The organism is Bradyrhizobium sp. 142 (assembly GCF_023074015.1).
GTDB lineage: Bacteria > Pseudomonadota > Alphaproteobacteria > Rhizobiales > Xanthobacteraceae > Bradyrhizobium.
In genome coordinates, this window is the sequence record NZ_JADPKQ010000239.1 from 1 (window position 1) to 16360 (window position 16360).

The 16360-nt window shown below is 63.7% G+C and carries 14 protein-coding genes and 1 tRNA gene; 8 read left to right on the forward strand and 7 right to left on the reverse strand.

From position 1 onward, the window contains the following. Positions 1-423: 423 nt before the first annotated feature. The 3 genes from IVA82_RS21990 to glmS all read right to left on the reverse strand — a co-directional run bounded on the left by IVA82_RS21990 (position 424) and on the right by glmS (position 4073). Complete coding sequence (locus IVA82_RS21990; RefSeq protein WP_247385566.1) at positions 424-1278, reverse strand: NAD(P)-dependent oxidoreductase; 855 nt, start codon at positions 1276-1278, stop codon at positions 424-426. A gap of 105 nt (positions 1279-1383) precedes the next feature. Beyond that, entirely contained in the window at positions 1384-2157 is a 774-nt protein-coding gene (locus IVA82_RS21995; RefSeq protein ID WP_247385568.1) for a DUF502 domain-containing protein, read from the reverse strand. Positions 2158-2246: 89 nt separating this feature from the next. Beyond that, positions 2247-4073 carry a glutamine--fructose-6-phosphate transaminase (isomerizing) gene (gene glmS, locus IVA82_RS22000; protein WP_247385570.1) on the reverse strand — a complete coding sequence of 609 codons (1827 nt, stop codon included), beginning with the start codon at positions 4071-4073 and terminating at the stop codon, positions 2247-2249. 220 nt (positions 4074-4293) lie between these two features. On the opposite strand from glmS, the gene IVA82_RS22005 reads away from it, so the two are divergent. After that, on the forward strand, positions 4294-4512 hold the full coding sequence (locus IVA82_RS22005) for a hypothetical protein (RefSeq protein WP_247385572.1): 219 nt from the start codon (positions 4294-4296) through the stop codon (positions 4510-4512). Positions 4513-4518: 6 nt separating this feature from the next. Here IVA82_RS22005 and glmU read toward each other — a convergent pair whose 3' ends face one another. Next, positions 4519-5886: a bifunctional UDP-N-acetylglucosamine diphosphorylase/glucosamine-1-phosphate N-acetyltransferase GlmU gene (gene glmU, locus IVA82_RS22010; protein ID WP_247385575.1), complete on the reverse strand. Its 1368-nt coding sequence runs from the start codon at positions 5884-5886 to the stop codon at positions 4519-4521. 175 nt (positions 5887-6061) lie between these two features. Here glmU and IVA82_RS22015 point away from each other — a divergent pair, with 175 nt between their 5' ends. Next, complete coding sequence (locus IVA82_RS22015) at positions 6062-7420, forward strand: hypothetical protein (protein ID WP_247385576.1); 1359 nt, start codon at positions 6062-6064, stop codon at positions 7418-7420. Between the two features lie 115 nt (positions 7421-7535). Next, positions 7536-7916 carry a hypothetical protein gene (locus IVA82_RS22020; protein ID WP_247385578.1) on the forward strand — a complete coding sequence of 127 codons (381 nt, stop codon included), beginning with the start codon at positions 7536-7538 and terminating at the stop codon, positions 7914-7916. Here IVA82_RS22020 and IVA82_RS22025 read toward each other — a convergent pair. Continuing rightward, positions 7876-9501, reverse strand: a complete 1626-nt coding sequence (locus IVA82_RS22025) for a beta-(1-6) glucans synthase (protein ID WP_247385580.1) — start codon at positions 9499-9501, stop codon at positions 7876-7878. The two genes, IVA82_RS22020 and IVA82_RS22025, sit on opposite strands and share 41 nt — an antisense overlap. A 266-nt stretch (positions 9502-9767) precedes the next feature. Here IVA82_RS22025 and IVA82_RS22030 point away from each other — a divergent pair, with 266 nt between their 5' ends. Next, on the forward strand, positions 9768-10361 hold the full coding sequence (locus IVA82_RS22030) for a beta-1-3, beta-1-6-glucan biosynthesis protein (protein ID WP_247385582.1): 594 nt from the start codon (positions 9768-9770) through the stop codon (positions 10359-10361). A gap of 215 nt (positions 10362-10576) precedes the next feature. Further along, complete coding sequence (locus IVA82_RS22035; protein ID WP_247385584.1) at positions 10577-13240, forward strand: glycosyltransferase; 2664 nt, start codon at positions 10577-10579, stop codon at positions 13238-13240. A 186-nt stretch (positions 13241-13426) separates the two neighbouring features. Here the strand turns inward: IVA82_RS22035 and IVA82_RS22040 are convergent, their stop codons facing one another. Then, positions 13427-13597 carry a hypothetical protein gene (locus IVA82_RS22040; RefSeq protein WP_187435873.1) on the reverse strand — a complete coding sequence of 57 codons (171 nt, stop codon included), beginning with the start codon at positions 13595-13597 and terminating at the stop codon, positions 13427-13429. On the opposite strand from IVA82_RS22040, the gene IVA82_RS22045 reads away from it, so the two are divergent. Next, positions 13571-13646 (forward strand) — tRNA-Lys (locus tag IVA82_RS22045). The two genes, IVA82_RS22040 and IVA82_RS22045, sit on opposite strands and share 27 nt — an antisense overlap. Before the next feature lie 369 nt (positions 13647-14015). Here the strand turns inward: IVA82_RS22045 and IVA82_RS22050 are convergent. Further along, positions 14016-14207, reverse strand: a complete 192-nt coding sequence (locus tag IVA82_RS22050; RefSeq protein ID WP_247385590.1) for a hypothetical protein — start codon at positions 14205-14207, stop codon at positions 14016-14018. A 1010-nt stretch (positions 14208-15217) separates the two neighbouring features. On the opposite strand from IVA82_RS22050, the gene IVA82_RS22055 reads away from it, so the two are divergent. Together IVA82_RS22055 and IVA82_RS22060 are read left to right on the forward strand one after the other, a co-directional pair. Continuing rightward, on the forward strand, positions 15218-15418 hold the full coding sequence (locus tag IVA82_RS22055) for a hypothetical protein (protein ID WP_247385588.1): 201 nt from the start codon (positions 15218-15220) through the stop codon (positions 15416-15418). 605 nt (positions 15419-16023) lie between these two features. Next, entirely contained in the window at positions 16024-16329 is a 306-nt protein-coding gene (locus IVA82_RS22060) for a helix-turn-helix domain-containing protein (protein WP_256469694.1), read from the forward strand. Positions 16330-16360 lie beyond the last annotated feature (31 nt).

Below are 16360 nucleotides of genomic sequence, written 5' to 3' on the forward strand. Positions count from 1 at the left end.
GAGCGTCAGCCCCTCGCATAACGGGACCGCACATGTTGCCTTCGACGTTGCTTACCGCCTCGGCCTCTGCGAGTTTCTGTCTTTCGCGGCTCAATAGCCACCCCACAGCATCGTTGTGTACGCTTCGCTGCCGCCGTCGCCGACGACACCGCAACACTCACTACCGGGCGCCCGCTACGGCTTACCCGGACCGGACTTCCACCGGTTGGACCGCGCCAGCTTGCCTGGCGCACAAGCAATCCAGACTCACCGCGGAGAGACGCTGGGTTGCTTCGCTGCGCTCGCAATGACGATGTAGGTAAAGCTCTGCATATGTCGACCAGCACGACTCGCGGAAACTTCCCCTCACCGGATTGCATCTTCGATGCAATCCAACCTCTCCCCGCAAGCCGGGCGAGGTGAGGTGCGCGTGCAGCTCGACCTTCACCCCTTCTTCGCGCTTTTCGCCGCGAACGCCTTCAACAGGCTCGCATCGACCGCCTCGTCGTTCGCATCTTTCGCGAGATGCTCGAGCCAGCGCGCAAAACCCTCGTAGATCTGGCTGGCCGGATGGTCAGCCCCGAGAAATCCGGAAATCTCCCGCATTTCGGCGACCCAGCGATAGGCTTTCGGGATCATGTCGGGCAGCGCGACTTCGAGCCGCGCCAAAATCGCGGGCTGGCTCAGCGCAAGCTCGTCGCGCAGCGCGTCGGCCGCGCCGGCCTTGGTTGCTGCGACCACCATGGCCGAGCCGATGCCGGCGAGGCCCTTGACGATTCCCGCGTAGGACATTTTCAGCGCCGAGGCCGCGCCGACAGGTCCCTCGACGATGCGCAGGTCAAGCCCGAGGTCTTTCAGCACCGCGACGTCCCCGGCGTGCTCCCCCGACATGTAGAAGGCCGGACTCTTGCCGCCGGGCTGCGGCGGGAATCCGATGATGCCGGCATCGACAAACGGCGCCTGCGCCGAGCCGATGATCTCCTCGATTCTTTGCACGGTAGCGACATTGACGGCGTTGCAATCGACTACGACCGGCTTCTTCCCGCGCCTGACGATCAGCGCGGCCAGCCGTTCGGCGAGCGCCACGGCTTCACCCGGCGGCACGATCGAGAGGATGATGTCGGCGTTCGCAATTGCATCGTCCTCGGCGCCGATCATGCCGGCATCCACGGCCCGCTTCAGCGTCGCCTCGCTGCGCCCCTTCAACGAGGTCAGCACGCGCGCGCCGTTCTCACTCAGGCGGCGGGCGACGGCGCTACCCATGGCGCCGGGTGCGAGGATCGCAATGGTTAGGGACATCGTGCACTCCAGTTCGAATTCCGAGCGATGCGCTCGGTACGACTGGAAGACTAGCAGAGGAGGAAAGCGCCTGCGTGAATGCGGCCATCCCGCACAGACATGGCCCTACTCCACCTTCGCAGGCTCAGGCCGCGAAGTGGAGGCATTGGCAATGCGGGCAGCATTCGCCATGCCGGCGAGAGCTGCGGCCTTTCTCGAGTCGGGCGCCGATCCCGGCTGCACCACGCCGGCCGACATGATCAGCGTTGCGGCGTCCTCGGTGCTCATGTCGACCTCGATGATCTTGCTTCTGGGCACGTAGAAGAAGAAGCCGGTAGTCGGGTTCGGCGAGCATGGCAGGAACACCGAGACGTGCTCCTCCAGCCCCGGCAGGCTGCGGGCGACGTCCTCGTTCGGCGATTGCGAGATCAGCACGATCGACCACATGCCCGGCGATGGGAACTCAACCAAGCCGACTTTACGGAAGCTCGAACCCTTGCCCGAGAACAAAGTCTCGAACACCTGCTTCAAGCCGCGATAGATCGCGCGCACCGCCGGGATCCGGCCGACAAAAGTCTCGCCGAGATCGACTAGGGTGCGGCCGATCAGGTTGGCGGTCAGGAAGCCGAGTAAGGTCAGCGTGAAAACTGCGACGATCAGTCCCCAGCCGGGAACGACGTAGGGCATATAGGTTTCGGGCCGGTACGCCAGCGGAATGAACGGCCGCACCACACCGTCGACCCAGGTGACGAACCACCAGACCAGATACAGGGTGATCGCAATCGGCCCCGTCACTACGAGGCCGGTCAGGAAATAGTTGCGAAAGCGGCCCATCAGGCCAGTATGAGGCTCCGGGATGGGATCAGGCAGAGGTGCAGGCGCGTCGTCGCGGGTGGTCATTCGGGTTCCAGGTCGGTCGCAACACTCAAGCTAGGGTCTTCTAGCAGATTATGGAAGACCACATCGCGACCGGCGTAGCTCCCTCCCGCCTATTCGACCGTCACCGACTTGGCGAGGTTGCGCGGCTGGTCGACGTCGGTGCCCATCACCACGGCCGTATGATAGGCGAGCAGCTGCACGGGGACGGCATAGACCATCGGCGTGAAGGCTGCCGCCATGTCCGGCATGACGATGGTGACGAGGGATTCGACGGTCGCCTCCTCCGCGCCCTTGGCGTCGGTCATCAGGATGATGTTGCCGCCGCGGGCGGCGACCTCCTGCATGTTCGATACCGTCTTCTCGAACACCCGGTCGTAGGGCGCGATGACGACGACCGGCATGGTCTCGTCGATCAGCGCGATCGGCCCGTGCTTGAGCTCGCCGGCGGCATAGCCTTCGGCGTGGATGTAGGAGATCTCCTTCAGCTTCAAGGCGCCTTCGAGCGCGAGCGGAAAGCTGGTGCCGCGGCCGAGATAGAGCACGTCGCGCGACTTCGCGATCTCGCGCGCGAGCTTCTCGATCTGGAGCTCGGTGGTGAGGGCCGCTGCCATCAGGCGCGGGATCTCGACCAGCCCGTGCACGAGCTTGGTCTCGTCCTCGTGGGACAATTCGCCGCGTGCCTTGCCGGCCGCAATGGCAAGGTTTGCCAGCACCATGAGCTGGCAGGTGAAGGCCTTGGTCGAGGCGACGCCGATCTCGGGCCCGGCGAGCGTTTGCAGCACGGTCTCGCTCTCGCGCGCGATCGTCGAGGTCGGCACGTTGACGACGGCGAGCGTATGCACGCCCTGGTCCTTGGCATAGCGTAGTGCCGCGAGCGTATCGGCGGTCTCGCCGGACTGCGAGATGAAGATCGCAAGATCGCCCTTGCGCAAGGGCGCCTCGCGGTAGCGGAATTCGGAGGCGACATCGACCTCGACCGGCATGCGCGCAAAACGCTCGAACCAGTATTTTGCGACGAAGCCGGCATAGCTCGCGGTGCCACAGGCGGTGATGTTGATGCGCTGGATGTTCTTGAAGTCGAAGGGAAGCTTGACCGGCAACAACACACGCTCGGTCGCCATGTCGACATAGCGTGCCAGGGTATGGCCGACCACTTCCGGCTGCTCGTGGATTTCCTTCGCCATGAAATGGCGGTAGTTGGCCTTGTCGACCAGCGAGGTCGAGGCGGCGTGCTTGATTTTCTCGCGCTGGATGGCATGGCCGTTCTTGTCGAAGATGGTCGCGCTGCTGTGGGTCAGCACGACCCAGTCGCCGTCTTCGAGATAGCTGATCGTGTCGGTAAACGGGCCGAGCGCGATCGCATCCGAGCCGAGATACATCTCGCCGTCGCCATAGCCGATCGCGAGCGGCGGCCCGTTGCGGGCGCCGATCATGAGATCGTCCTCGCCGGCGAAAATGAGGCCGAGCGCGAAGGCGCCGCGCAGCCGCGCGAGCGTCAGCTTCACCGCCTCGACGGGCTTGTTGCCGCGCGTGAGCAGATCGTCGACGAGGTGCAGCACGATCTCGGTGTCGGTCTCGGTGTGGAACACCGTGCCGTTCTTCTCGAGTTCCGCGCGCAGCTCGCGGAAATTCTCGATGATGCCGTTATGAACCACCGCGACGCGCTCGGTCGCATGCGGATGGGCATTGTGCATGGTCGGCTTGCCATGGGTGGCCCAACGGGTATGGCCGATGCCGGTGGTGCCCTTGAGCGGTTCCGCTTCCAGCCGCTTCTCGAGGTTCTTCAGCTTGCCCTCGGCGCGGCGGCGTTCGAGATGCCCGCCTTCGAGCGTGGCGACGCCCGCGGAATCGTAGCCGCGATATTCAAGACGTTTGAGCGAATCCACCAATTGCTCTGCAACCGGCTCGCGCCCGAGAATGCCGACAATCCCGCACATGCGGATCAATATCCCCCAAATCGTCGAAAATGATCAAAACGACGCGTGCAGTTTCTAGCGAAATTCCTAAGGAACCAGTTACTCAATAATTATTGCCGATTGCGACAGCAGCAGGTGGCGGCAGACCTTCGCCTGCGTCGAATTGGCCGTCGTTAGACCGCGCGTGTTAACCTCCTGTCAACATATTTGACCAACGATTCCGGTCTCAGGAGACAAGGCCATGAAAGGCTCATCCGACCGCAAAAGTCTGTCATCATTGTACGTGCACGCCAGCGAGACCACGGGCACGCACCTTGCGCATTGGCCGCCGCCCCAGCGCGGCAAGGAAAGCAAGCCTGTCTTCATCAAGCACGCTGCCGGCGAACCGGCGAAACGCGCCAAGCCGCGCGGCTGGCGCCTGACGCGCGCGATCTTCTCGGAATTTTCCGACGACGAATAGCGCCGCTCACTTCTCCGGCTTCGTTTCGAGCTTCTTGCCGCCCGTCTTCATCTCGCGATAGCGCGTAGCGCCGCCTTCCCGAATGGTCTGCGGGCTCCGCTCCAGCGCCATCGCATCGTCGGGCACGTCGCGGGTGATCACCGAGCCGGAGCCGATGTAGGCACCGTCGCCGATCTTCACGGGAGCCACCAGCGACGAGTTGGTGCCGACGAAAGCGCCCTTGCCGATGATGGTCTTGTGCTTCCCGAAGCCATCGTAGTTGCAGGTGATAGTGCCGGCGCCAATATTGGAATTGGCGCCGATGGTGGCGTCACCGACATAGGAGAGATGGTTGACCTTGACGCCGGCCTCCAGGGTCGCAGCCTTGGTCTCCACGAAATTGCCGATCTTTGCGCCATCGCCGAGCGTGGTGCCGGGACGCAGCCGCGCATAGGGGCCGATCGACACGTTCTTGCCGAGCGTGGTCTGCACGATGTGCGAGAACGAATGGATCACCGTGCCGTCGGCGATCGAGACACCCGGTCCGATCACCACGAAGGGCTCGATGGTCACGTCCTTGCCGAACGCTGTATCAGCGGCGAGATGCACAGTCTCCGGCGCGATCAGCGTGACGCCGGCCTCCATCGCCGCCTTGCGCAGCCGCGCCTGCATCACGGCTTCCGCTTCAGCAAGCTGCGCCTTGGTGTTGATGCCGCGCACCTCGTCCTCGCTGGTCTCGATCACCACGGACTCCCATCCCTGTTCGCCGACAATGCCGACCGCATCCGTCAGATAGTATTCGCCCTTCGAATTGGTATTGCCGATCCGCTCGAGGATTGCGAGCGCGCGGCGGCCATCGATCGCCATCACGCCGGCATTGCACAGGTCGATCTTGCGCTCCTCCGCGCTGGCGTCGGCCTGCTCGCGGATCGCGACGAGGCGGTCGCCCTCGACGATGAAACGGCCGTAGCCAGTGGGATCGGCGGCGCGGAAGCCGAGCGCTGCAATTACGGCGCCCTTGGCCAGCGGCGCGCGCAACCGCGCAAAGGTCTCGGCCGAGATCAGCGGCGTATCGCCGAACGCGATCAGGAGATCGTCCACACCGCGCGCGATGGCATCGCGCGCCGCCAGCACCGCATGCGCGGTGCCGAGCCGTTCGGCCTGCACGAAGGTGCGCGCGTCGGGGCGAATCCGCCTGGCCTCCTCCGCCACCGCGTGATGGTCGGGACCGATCACGACAGCGAGCGAGGTGCCGGTTCCCTGCGGCGCGGCGGCGAGCACATGGGCGAGCAGGCTCTGGCTTGCCACGGGATGCAGCACTTTTGGCAGGCTCGATCGCATGCGCGTGCCTTCGCCGGCGGCGAGCACAATCGTGAGGCTTAAGCGGGCGATCATCGAAATCCTGTCAAATTCAGCCGAATCGATTGGCGTCGGCGGCGCAAGACCGCCTCATAAGCTACCCGCCTTGCTACCCCCGCAAACGCCCGGAGTTCAAGTGCGGGGCGCATTTCCTGTTAATGTTCCCTGATTGATTCGGGGAAGCCGGACAGGGCTGGGCAACTTTACGTTCATGGCAAAGGATTCCGATCCACTGGCGGATGCCTTCGGCACCAAGGAGACCGGCGGGCTGTTCTCCGGACTTGTGGCCGAAGAGAGAACGCTCGACCGCAGCTTGATGTGGCGGCTGAGCTCGTGGGGCGTGGCGGCGGTCGGCGCCGTCGTGCTGGCCGTGTATGCCAACCAGGCCCAGCTCGGCTGGCGGCGCGACCAGGTCGCGTCCGCCGATCTGTCGCGCCAGGCCGACCGGCTCCAGATCCTGACGAAGGAAAGCCAGAACGAGGCGCGTCGCTTGGCCTCCGCCATCGAGACGCTGAACACCGATCGCGACCGGCTTTATTCGCGCGTCACCGTGCTGGAGCAAGGGCTCGATTCCGTCACGGGCGCCATCGCCAAGCAGAGCGCCGCGCCGCCGGCGGCATCCGCAACCAAGCCGCAGGACACGCCGGTGGCCGCCGCACAGCCGGCGCCCGCACCTCCCAGCATTGCGCCGGTCGCCTCGACCGTGGCGCCGGCCAATGACAAGCCGCGCGCAGACGCCGCCAAGGACACGCCGAAGGACGGCGCCAAGGAACAGGCAAAGAATCAAGCGAGCCCGCCGCCGCAGACCGCGGCTGCCGCCTCGCTCGTATCGCAGTCGCCGGCGCCGACGCTTCCGCTGGTGCCGTCCAAGTCGATCATGGCGCCGCTCGATCCGGCCGCATCGAAACTGATTCAGCCCGAGACAGCCGAGAAGGCCGCCGAGAAGAAGCCCGAGCCGGCACCCGCCCCCACTGAAGTCGCCGCCGTGGCAGCCAAGCCTGAGGCGACCGAAAGCGAGCCACCGGCGATCGCGGTCCAGCAGACCCGCTTTGCGATCGACCTCGGTGGCGCCAACTCGATCGACGGCCTGCGTGCGCTCTGGCGCGGTTTGACCAAGTCCAATCCGGAGATCGCGGCATTGCGCCCGATCATCATGATCAAGGAAGGCAACGCCGGCCTCGGCATGCAGCTTCGTCTCGGCGCCGGCCCGCTGATCAATGCAGCGGCCGCCGCAAAGCTCTGCGCAGGCCTCGCCGAGAACGACCGCCATTGCGAGACCACCGTGTTCGACGGCCAGCGACTGTCGATGCGCGGCGGCCAGGAAAAGACTCAAGATCGGGTTCAGGAGAAGAACTCCGAGAAGAGCCAGGACGCCGTCCCGCAAGCCGAGACCGCACCTGCCCCCGCGCCCAGCGCCAAGCCGGACAAGCACCGCCGCAGCTACTCCTCCAAGCGGTCGTCGAAGCGCGAGGAGCCCGCACCTGCGCCTGCGCCTGCGGCGCAACCTGCGTCGGCCAAGCCGGAGACGGCGTCTGCGGGGTCGACGCTGTCGTCGTTCTTCAGGCGGTAGCTTCCCTCAAAAGCGGCAATCTTTCGCAGAAGGGCTGAACAGGCTCACGCGAGCTCGCGAGAAAACTTCCGCCTCCCCTGTTGCCCCCTCCCCCCATCCCGACCATATTGCCGCCATGACAAAAAAGCCCTTTCGCCTCTCGCCCTATCAGGTGCAGTTCCTGATCGTCGTCGGCTTCGCGGCCGTCGGCTATGCGCTCTATTTGCGCTATCTCGGAATCGAAAACTCGCAAGTCGCGCTCGCCTGCGATGCCGGCCTGCAGACCATGCTCTGCAAGGCCCGTTCGGTCTCGACGGTGCTGTTCAAGAACTCGGTGTTCGGCATTGTCGCGCTGGTGGTGGCGACGCTGAACTTGATGCGGCCTTCGATCGTGCTCCTGACCGTCGGCATCATCGCCGCCGGCCTCGGCATCGTGCTCTACAATGTCGTGCTGTCGGGGCTCGCGATCGGCCTGCTTATCCTTGGATTTGCTCGGCCCGCGCCCGCCACAGCGTGAGCGCGAACAACAGACAGATCGCGCAGGTCCACAGCGACTGCCAGTTCTCGCGGCCTTCGTTGACGAGGACATAGGCCGCCGCCAGCGTCAGCACGCCTGCGAACACCGCCTCTGCGATCGGACGCTGGCCGATCTGCGGCCGGTTCAGCATCAGGATCGCGAACGGCACCACCGCCATCGTCAGCGAGGCGTAGGGGAAGTCGTGGTAGCGCGGATCGAACACGAAGCCGACCGCGGTCTCCGCCGCGATCACCGCGGTCACTGCCAGGGTCAGGCCGAGCACGGCCGTGAGCTTCGACCATTTCCGCCCCTCGCTCGGGCCAAGCAGATCGAGGAAGGTCGGCAGGCTTCTTCCGATGACGAGCGCCTGCGCGCAGAAGATCGGCGACAGGATGCCGGCCAAGAGCAGCGCGCCCCAGTGCAGCCAGCCGCCTATGCCGTAGCTTTCATAGTACATCTTGTCGGCGCCGACCCCGAGCAGGATGCCCGCTGACGTCGCTGAGATGCCGACACCGAGCCATGCCGAGAAGCGCGGCGTCCAGGGCCGCCGGCGCAGCGTGATGAGGGCGACCGCAAACACCAATGCGCACAAGCCCATGCCGGCGCCCATGTACCATTTCCAGTACGGGAAATTGCTGATTGGCTGACCCGGTGGATATTTGAGATTCCGGCGCACCGAATCGTACAGGCCCCAGTAGCCGCCCACGGTGCCTTCCAGCTTGCGCTTCCACGGCTGGTCGTAGGACTCGATCAGATTGACGCGAAACTTCTGCGCTTTGGCGAGGCTGAGGATTTCCGAGACCACCCGCGCCTGGTTGGTGCGCGACGGCAGCGCGCCGTCGCGCATGCGCCCCTCGCTCGGCCAGCCGGTCTCCCCAATGAGGATTTCCTTGCCGGGGAACGCCACCGCCATCCGCTCGCGGATCTGTTCGACATGAGCTGCGGCGAATTTCGCGCGCACCGGCACGTCTTCCCAATAGGGCAAGATGTGGATCGTGACGAAGTCGACGGCGTCGTAGACCTCGCGATTCCGGTTCCAGTACTCCCAGACGTCGGCATAGGTGATGGGCACGCTGACCTGCGCCTTCACCAAGCGGATGATGGACACGAGGTCGCCGGTCGTCATCTCCCCGCGCAGCAGCACCTCATTGCCGACGATGAGGCTAGTGATGATTTCGGGAAAATCCTTAGTGAGGCGGATCGCGAGCGCGATCTGCTCAAAATTCTTGGTGCGGTTGCTGCTGAGCCAGATGCCCTGGAGCACTTTCAGCCCGCCGATCCGGGCTGCGATCGCCGGCACCTGGTCGAGCCCGTTCTCCATCGAATAGGTGCGGACGCAGTCGGTGATCTCCTTGAGCTGGCGCAGGTCCTGCTCGATCTGATCGGCCTCGATATGGGTCCATGCGTTCAGCGGCGACTGTTCGCCCCGGAACGGCGCGTAGGAGACGCATTGGACCTTGTCGGCGGGATCGATCGGCGCGCGCGCGAGCGTGATCGGCGTGGCCAACCACCACCACACGGCAGCAATCGCACCAAGGGAAACGAGCAGCAGCGCCAGTGGCGTACGAAGAGAAATCGGTTCCATCCTCCGCGAAGGGTCCGTCGATTACCTGCTTGCGCGCCATCTGCCAAGGGGTGACCATCGGGATCGACCCGTTCCCCTCCCCGAGGAATTTGGCTGCGGCCGTTGCACCGGGGGCCTAGGATCGTGACTTTGCTGGACAAAATTCGAAATACAGGTCATCAGATTTTGCGGGACTTTTCCGCCGCATTGGAGACCCATTTGGACGCCATCACCTGCGCGTCCGCGAGGTCCTGACGCGGACGGTCAGCGGATATATTGGGGAATTCATGCGGCAACGGGTGTTCGAGTTACGAAATGCGGTCCTGCGGCAGTTCGCCGCCACCTTGGCCGTCTCCACCCTTGTCCTGTTGGTTGGCCTTAGTGGCGCCTTCGCCCAGAGCGGCACGCCCGCCCCCGACCAGGGCAAGGCCGCCGCCCAGCCCGCAGATGCCGCCAAGGATGCCGCCCAGAACCAGCGCCGCACCGACGAGTTCGCGGAGGCAGCCCAGGTCGTCAATGGTCCCGCCGGCAATCCTGAATGCGTCTGGCTCGGCCGTCGCGTGGTGCGGCTGATGTGGCGGGACGACCTCGATACCGCGTTCCGCCATCTCGACCTCTACGACCGCTTCGGCTGCCCCGGCGGCCACATCCAGGCCGCCTTCCGCTGCCTGACCCGCTTCGGCGGCCAGATCGACCCCAAGGTCGCCGAGACCCTGGACAGCCGTGTGCACGCTTGCTGGATCAACCCGGCCTCCCAGCCGCAACAGGCGGCGGCCACGGCCTCGCAGCCAGCGGCGCCGACCGCCGCCAATTCGCAGCCGCCGCAGCCCGCCGCCAGCCCCTCGCCTGCGGCAAGCCCGTCACCCGCGCCATCGAAGTAGCCGCGACGGCTTCAGCCTTCGTTCAGGAACGATCGGCGATAGCTCGGGTTGGCACTGCCGCGCGCTTACGAAACGGCCATGCCCTCATAAGGTCATGAGGGCATGCCAGTTGTGAAACCGCGCGGCAGAGGTATGCTCCCTTTGCCGCGGACACGGTCGGATCTCGGGGTCGGATCCGCTTCCCTGCCACCTCAGCCCCTTTTGGTTTAGCCGCGATGCGCTTTGTCGCCGCCGTTCTGTTGCTTGTGTCCGCGCTCCACGCGGGCATCTGGGGAGTCTTGCGCGACAGGGAACCTGCGCCCGACTTCAAGGGCCTGGTGCCCAGCCTGTCTTATACGCCGTTCGAACCGGGACATGTTGCCGACAACAACGTCGACCCCGACAAGATTCGTGCCGATCTGAAAAAGCTCTCGACCCTCACGCGCGCCATCCGCTCTTACTCCGCGACGGAAGGCAACGAGTTGGTGCCGCCGATCGCAGCCGAGTTCGGGCTCAAGGTCACGGTCGGCGCTTGGATCGGCAAGGACAAGGACCGCAACGAGCGCGAGATCAGGGCCGCCATCGAGCTTGCCCGCAAGAACAGCAACGTCAACGGCGTCGTCGTCGGCAACGAGGTGATCTACCGCGGCGAGCAGAAGGTCGAAGACCTCATCGAGATGATCAAGAAGGTGAAGGGTTCCGTGCGCGTTCCCGTCACCACCGGAGAGATCTGGAACATCTGGCGCGACAATCCCGACCTCGGCTCCAATGTCGACTTCATCGCCGCCCACGTGCTGCCCTATTGGGAGAACTTCCGCTCGGACCAGGCGGTCGACCAGGCCGTTGATCGCTATAACCTCCTGCGCAATTTGTTTCCGGGCAAGCGCATCGTGATCGCCGAGTTCGGCTGGCCCAGCGCGGGCTACAACTTGCGCAACGCAGATCCCGGTCCGTTCCAGCAGGCGCTGACGCTGCGCAACTTCGTCAGCCGCGCCGAAGCCATCGGCATGGAATACAACATTGTCGAGGCGATCGATCAGCCCTGGAAGTACTTCGAAGGCGGCGTCGGTCCGTACTGGGGCATCCTCAATGCCAGCCGCGAGCCGAAATTCGCCTGGACCGGCCCGGTGGAGAATCCCGACTACTGGAAGCTGATGGGAATCGCGCTGCTGGTCGGCGTGCTGTTATCGCTGCCGATCCTGCGGCTGGAGCAGCCGACCGCGCGGCAGACCTTCCTGCTGTCGGCGACCGCCAACGGCGTCGGCGCCTGGGCCGCGACCGTTTTCGCGTTCTGGAACGGGCACTATTTCATTTTCGGCTCGGCCTTCGCACTGACACTCGGCATGATCCTGCTTGTTCCGCTCGTCCTGATCGCGATGGCGCGGATCGACGAGATCGCAGCCGTGGCACTCGGCCGGTCGCCGCAGCGGCTTTTGACCAAGAGCAAGCCGATCGCCGACGTGCCGGAGAACTACTATCCGAAGGTCTCGATCCACATCCCGGCGTATTTCGAACCGGTCGACATGCTCAAGCAGACGCTCGATGCGCTGTCGCGGCTGAACTATCCGAACTACGAATGCGTTGTCATCATCAACAACACGCCGGATCCGGCATTCTGGCACCCGATCCAGGATCATTGCCGCGCGCTCGGTGAACGCTTCAAGTTCATCAACGCCGAGAAAGTGCGGGGCTTCAAGGCCGGCGCCTTGCGCATTGCCATGGACCGCACCGCAGCGGATGCCGAGATCATCGGCATTCTTGATGCCGATTATGTCGTCGATCCCGACTGGCTGAAGGATCTCGTGCCAGCCTTCGCCGACCCGAGCGTCGGCCTGGTGCAGGCGCCGCAGGAGCATCGCGACGGCGACCTGTCGATCATGCACTACATCATGAACGGCGAATATGCCGGGTTCTTCGACATCGGCATGGTCCAGCGCAACGAGACCAATGCCATCATCGTGCACGGCACGATGTGCCTGATCCGCCGCGCCGCGATGGACATGGCCGGTGGCTGGTCGAGCGACACGATCTGCGAGGACAGCGATCTCGGGCTTGCCATCCAGGAGCTCGGCTGGACCACGCATTACACCAACCACCGCTATGGCCAGGGACTGCTCCCCGACACCTACGAGGCCTTCAAGAAGCAGCGTCACCGCTGGGCCTATGGCGGCCTGCAGATCGTGAAAAAGCACTGGCGGCACTTCCTGCCCGGCCGCAGCCGGCTGACGCCGGACCAGAAGCGCGAATACGGTTTGGGCTGGCTGAACTGGCTTGGCGCCGAAAGCCTCGGCGTGGTGGTCGCGCTGCTCAATCTCGTCTGGGTGCCGATCGTCGCCTTTGCCGACATCGCCATCCCCGACAAGATTTTGACGCTGCCGATCATCGGCGCGTTCATCGTCTCGCTCGCGCACTTCCTGTCGATGTACCGCGCACGCGTCGCGATCAAGCCCGGCCAGATGCTGGGCGCCATGATCGCGGCGATGAGCGTGCAGTGGACTGTATCGCGCGCGGTGGCGCAGGGCCTGATTACCGAGCACATTGCGTTCGCGCGCACCTCCAAGGGCGGCCTGTCGCGGATGTCGATCGAGTTCCAGGCGTTCTGGGAGGCCGTGATCGGCGCCCTGCTGCTGATCGGCGCCGGCGTCCTGATCGCCTCCAACAGCTACCGGCAGATCACCGAGATCTACATCTTCGCCGGCGTGCTGATGCTGCAGAGCCTGCCGTTCCTGGCCGCGGTCGCAATCGCGATCCTTGAGCTCAGCCGCATCAACTCGTTCCAGTTCTGGCGTGATAGCGCGATCCGCGGCGCCGAGCTGATCGGCCTGCGCCCAGTCGCACTGCCGACCCCCGCCGGCACGCCGCAGCCGGTGCCGAACGAGGTGCGGCGGGAGACGAACTGACCGCGCCCCGGCTACGGCGCGGGTCGAAGCCCCCGCGCCCGCAAGGCGCCTCGATGTTCGGCGTGCATGACGCCCCGCCAACCGGTTGAAATTCCCGTGGTAAGCCACGGAAACGGCGGACAAATCCCCGCTTCTGCCGCGAGTTTCGGCAAGCACCCTCGCTATTGACCTCCGCGCCCCATCCCCCTACACAGCGCGGGCCGAAAGCATGATCGGGAAAACAGCCTCACCGGCATTCCCCGCGACGCGATCAAAACGTAGCGGCAAGACATGCTTCTCCAAATGACCGAAGACGATGGCGATCTCTTCAAAGCCATCCAGCGGCCATGGGAGCGCGTAGCTCAGCCGGTAGAGCACGTGACTTTTAATCACGGGGTCCTGGGTTCGAGCCCCAGCGCGCTCACCAAGCAAAATCAATAGTTTACGGCACAAACTAAAACAGCGGGAAAAACCTCTGTGTCTGCACCGTGTCTGCAAACGCGTTGCCGGCTTGGGCGTTCCAGGATCGCGGCGCGGTAGTTGCCCGCCATGAACTCGAGCCCGGCCCGCCCCAGCGGTGGGAAGCCTGATGGTCGGGTCAATCGTCTGCATATTCGAGATCGTGGCAGCATTGGAGCGGCGTCGACACCGGAAGCGGGGAAAGCGCCCTGGAGCGCAGGGGGCTAAGGAGCGCCCCAGGGCCGCCATTCCATGCCGGCCGACGGCGGTAAGGCCGGCATGAGCGTGGACGGTGTATCGGCACTAAGGATATCTGCCGGCCCTCCCCGCCAGTGCCTTAGTCGTTCTTGTCATGATGGTGATGGTGATGGTGCTCATGGTGGTGGTGTTCTCCATTCCTGCCACCTGAGGCCGCGATTGCTGTTGACGTGAGTGAGGTCGATAATAGCAGCGTCATTGCTGGAGGCGTCACGGCGGCAAACCTGCCGCAGGTCTTAAGGAACTCGCGGCGGTCATCCGTATCGGACATGGCAGTATCTCCCATTTGCAACTGGCGGATGTATTAAATCATCCAATCTGGATTAAATCAATTAAATAAAGTTGAGTTCCTCTTAATATTTAAAAGGACACCGCGAGGTTCGATGCTGTGTCGTCTCTATGCACACTTTTGGCACCTTCGCCCGGAACGCCAGCAGCCTGAACGCGTTGCCGATCGTTCTGGAGAGATAAAGCGTGCCGTCCGTCGATTACTATCTGAAGCAAGCAGAGATTGCGTCCCGGCTTGCACTTGCTGAGCCTGATCCGGAGAAATCGCGGGCCATGCACGTCCTGGCGCTTGAGCTTTACGACAAGGCTCACCAAGCGCGGACCGAAGCGACACCACCTCCCACTGAGCCGACTATGCCGCCCGAGGTCATCCAGCGGCAGTAAGGCCGGCTGAATTGGCTAAAGCGCAGCGCAGGGGCGGCTCACTTCCGCTTTTGCGTCACTAGTCGTAAGGGGACGTTGTGGAGATGCGCGCGACCTCGCACGGCCGGTTCTGTCCTGCCCAGCGCGCGAGCGATCTCGTCGGGTCGATTTCCTGCGGCGGCCATAGCTACCAGCCGCTGATGATCTTCCGGCGTCCACCTTCTCACCAACGGGTAGCGTGACTGTTCCATCGCGCCAGCGGTCCCCCAGCCTGTTGCACGCCTATGCCTGCGTATCCTAGCTACAGTTCGCCGATTCGCGCCCAACAAGCGAGGTGGGCTACTGGTCTCCAATCGGCCGGAATGCCTAAAAACCCGCCGGTGGTCAGCCGGCGGGCACCGTGTTCTCCGCGTCAGCCCGCCGGCGTCATCATCAGCCCGCTGTCGGTATGGTTCTATTGGGATCCCCAAGTACGCGCTAGATCGCGATCCGAAGCGACGCTATCCGCAATTCGCCAACACCCGGCAGCCCTACGTCCAAGCCATCCATTTTGGTGAATGCCGCTACAGCATCAGAGGAGCTTACGCGCAATTCGATGCAGCCGGAGTGTTCGGACCTGATCAAAATGCCATGGATGCCGCCAACGAGATCGTTGGAGCCAATATGGAAGCAACGAGGCGTGTGCCCGACCTTGAGGTCATCCGCTCTGGCGCGAAGGCCAAGATGGTCCTGCAAGCTAATCGGTGGGAGATCAGTGACGATGATCGCGCAGCCATCGAGCGCGACTTCGAGGACAACAGCATCAAGTTTGTCTCGGGCGAGAACACGTAGCTGCTTCCCAAGGTGTTTGCTCGAATGCTCCAGTTCCCACTGTTCACCGAATAAGCCTGCGAGAGCACGTGATTTCCGCGCGGCTGGCGTGACCATGGCGCCGTGGTGCCTCAGCCAGAACGAGAATGCCCGTCGTATCTCTTTGAGTCTCTTGATGTCTATTCATGTCCGTCCACCCACGTCGCGCAATGACCCAAAAAACACGTGCTCGACGCGCCTTTTAATCACGGGGTCCTGGGTTCGAGCCCCAGCGCGCTCACCAAGCAAAATCAAACACTTACGCATCAAGGCGAGCGCCCTCTCCTTTTCCCAAAAATCCTGGGTGCACCCCGTGCACACGGGAGCGAGACATTGAACACTCTCGTAATCGGACTGATGCTGGGCATCATCAGGTTCGCTCTGCTGGCAGTTGCTGTCGGCCTGCTCGCGATCGTCTGCCGAACTTTTGGCAAAACGCGGCGCAATTCTCAGGGGCGATGGCGAGCCGGCAATGATGAACGTTCGCTGATCTCTGGTGAACCCGGTCCTTCCGTTCGGCGGAGCCGATCGAGGCGCCTATCTAGTACCCACTTTTCTTGGATCGTGAGTCGTGATTCAAGATATGGATGATCCCTGAAGCAAGAGAAGTCCGCCTTTCGCGGAAAGATCGTACGGTGCTTGAGGCGTGTTGCCGCTCGCCGGTGACGTTGCAGCGCGATTTGAAGCGGGCGCGGATAGTTCTGTTGGCGGCGGACGGGCGCAGCACCCGCTCGATCGCCAAAGAAGTCGGAGTCCAGCCGCGGATTGTCAGCCTTTGGCGGCATCGCTATGCCGACCGTGGCCTTGAAGGGCTGCAAGACAAGCGTAACCGGCATGAGGCCCCCACCTCGCCATCGCGAGGTTCGCCTGCGATACAGCCTGGCATGAGCTGATCGGTGGAGGTGAAGCGATGGCAAATGCCAT